The 2,611-nt window shown below is 42.6% G+C and carries 1 protein-coding gene and 1 pseudogene; one reads left to right on the plus strand and one right to left on the minus strand.

Going from position 1 to position 2,611, the window contains the following annotated elements:
• Positions 1–74: 74 nt before the first annotated feature.
• Positions 75–926 (minus strand): annotated as a pseudogene (locus ACSZO4_RS25295) (integrase domain-containing protein); the annotation flags it as partial.
• 1,061 nt (positions 927–1,987) lie between these two features.
• Between ACSZO4_RS25295 and ACSZO4_RS25300 the strand changes: the two are divergent.
• On the plus strand, positions 1,988–2,569 hold the full coding sequence (locus ACSZO4_RS25300) for a hypothetical protein (protein WP_437891842.1): 582 nt from the start codon (positions 1,988–1,990) through the stop codon (positions 2,567–2,569).
• The last annotated feature ends 42 nt before the right edge of the window (positions 2,570–2,611 follow it).

Raw genomic sequence — 2,611 nt, forward strand, 5'->3', positions numbered from 1 at the left:
GCCAGTGAACCCAAGTCAGTCGTAGGGATAGGTTGTTTAAGCACTACCATCCTGCATCTTGAAGTTACTTGGGTATAATGTCCACGACCATCACCGTGTCCCAAATCCATCGAAGCAAGAGCCTGAGCTTCTTTTACATTAAAGCCATTTTTTAAATGTAACCCAATCACATCTTGTGTATAAGCGTACCTGAGGCTATGAGGCGCAAACTCTCCAACCATTCCCGCTTCACGTACGATATTTCTGTATCGCTCAATGGCAAGGTGTAAGGAGGGTTTATCAATGAGTTTTCCATTATGTTCTGCTGTGTATTTCAATGCGACAGCTAATAACTTTATTGTTTCTTCACGTTTTATAATTGTCGTATCTCTCGGCCTTCCACCTTTCGTTCCAAAAACCACTCTGATTTTATCCTCTCCGTTCTGCAAGGCTTTCTTCCATGTAGAAAGTGACTTAACCGACTGGATAGTTTCCTCTGTTCGTAAACCGAGGAGACGAGATAACTGAACGGCAACAGCCACGCCTTCATCTTTTTCCTTAACTAAAGAAAGTACAGAATCAAGATGTTCATCGGTAATAGCCACTTTTGTTCCATCACGACTTGTTCCTGAAATTTTCAGAGCTTCATTGCTCAGTTTTTCGTGAGACGGATCAGCCATAAACGTTTTACCTGCAACCCGTAACAAAGAACGAATGGCGGACATTTCATTTTACAAGGTACGTTTTGATATGTTTTCCGAAAGACGACTTCGAACATATAATTCGACATGCCCTGTCTTGATATTTTTAATGTCCCTTATCTGGATATTAAGACTTTGCAACCGGTCAGCAAACCTGTCGGCAATTTTCATTCGATCGGCAACAGTTTTAAAACTTCCTCCTGCTTGTCTGGCAAGTGTTTTCAAATTTTTATTCAATTTAGCCATTAAAGCTTCTCCTCTTAAAAAGGTGACAGAGCTTTTCCGTCTGAGTGAACGGAAAAGCTTTGTCACCGGCTGCACTGAAGCTACAGACGATGGTATTTCACCCCGATGGCACGGTTACGGTTGCGCTTCCTGCTACTCGGCAGACATCTGTGCATCGGGGCGGCGAAATGTTGAGTTATTGCAAGGCTCCCCAGGTCTCTGACCTGTTCGCGGCTTTCGCCGGGCTGATATTCATCAGACTGCCTCCACACACCAGCTGCTTGCCGGTGTCGCCATCGATGTCGTGCCGATTTCTCCTTAAATAAAGTGAAGTCCTGACGCATAAGCGTGTTAAAGGACGTTGGTTAATTTGCGTTAAAACGTATGAGAGGACGTCTTTAAGGTCGTAAAACCCTTCGTTACGTGTTGTTCAGTTGGTACGAAAACGTTGAAAACCACGTCGTACGTGGGTTGAGACGTAGTGCGCTGCGCGCGTCACTTGGTACTCGTTTCACTCGAACGCAAGTGACGCCGCGCTCCTCTGCTCATAATGCAGTCGTGGAAAATGCCCAAATGTTCCAAATGGTCATACCCACGCCGCAAAATTCGCAACGAATGCAGTCGTCAAAAAGGATCAAAACGAAACGAAACGAAAAAAGCAGGCTAAAGCTGCCAGAATGGACGCCAAAGACGCACAAGTTCGTGAAGGAAACCTTGTTCGCATGTATTGAATGCGATCCCCATTTTCAAAGGCTAACGGGTTTACCGCCCTAAGGCACCACTCTCAGGTTCATGTGGCTTTGGCGTTTGACCACCCGAAGGCGCCCCTCTCAGGTCACGGGACATTGGCATGTTGCATTGTCTGCAACGGTATAACTTCTGAGATGTTAAATCATGGTCGGATCGAATTTCAAGGTTTTGTTTCGCAAATGCACCGACTCCAATCAGGAATAAAGCAAGTGCCCTGTGGAAGGTCTAATCAGAAAATGAAAAAGTGCACAACCTGTTTAAAACATTGGCAGTAAAAAATTAACCATGTAGGATATCGGAATGATACAAAAAATATTTTATTGAGGGCTTTTATGGACAACACTTTTGAAGGTGAGTTATCTATCTCAAAAAGTAAGGGAGATAAAACGATTACCCTCGAAAACGAGAACAATGAAAAAATAACGCTTACAAATGTAGTCATTGCACCACTAGGATTTAAAGAAACCGAATTACTCAATGGACAGGACAACGTCGAAAAGACAGTTCCTCTGAGATTTAAAAGTTACAAAGCATCAAGCGGCGACATCTCTGACATTTCAAACTCTCACGGCTCTATTTCAAAGTTAGATATAAAGACCAACTGGTCACTAAAAATAATAGCAATAACGGAGGGTGGATGGATTCCTGCAGGGATGACACCTAATAACGCACATTATCTTCTAGATAAAAACATATTCAACATACTAAACACAAGATACATTAATGGGGAATTAAAAGAGAATATCTCAAACGATTTCTTTGATTTAATCAAATCCCATAAGCCAATCATTAACCCATCTTTATTTATGCTTGAAGGAAACAACCAATCACTTGAAAGAACGAGTAATGACCTAGACAATAAATACACAGAAGCGATTTCGTTAGGGAAGGTGCGATTTAATCGTCAGTTATGAGAACATAAGGCTTTCTTTGCCATAGATTTTTCACGATGCCCG

The organism is Phytobacter sp. V91, assembly GCF_965644225.1.
Classification (GTDB): Bacteria; Pseudomonadota; Gammaproteobacteria; order Enterobacterales; family Enterobacteriaceae; genus CBFFRJ01.

Excerpts from the sequence above, each read along its gene's own strand:
- ACSZO4_RS25300 (WP_437891842.1), top strand. The coding sequence starts at position 1,988 with ATGGACAACACTTTTGAAGGTGAGTTATCTATCTCAAAAAGTAAGGGA.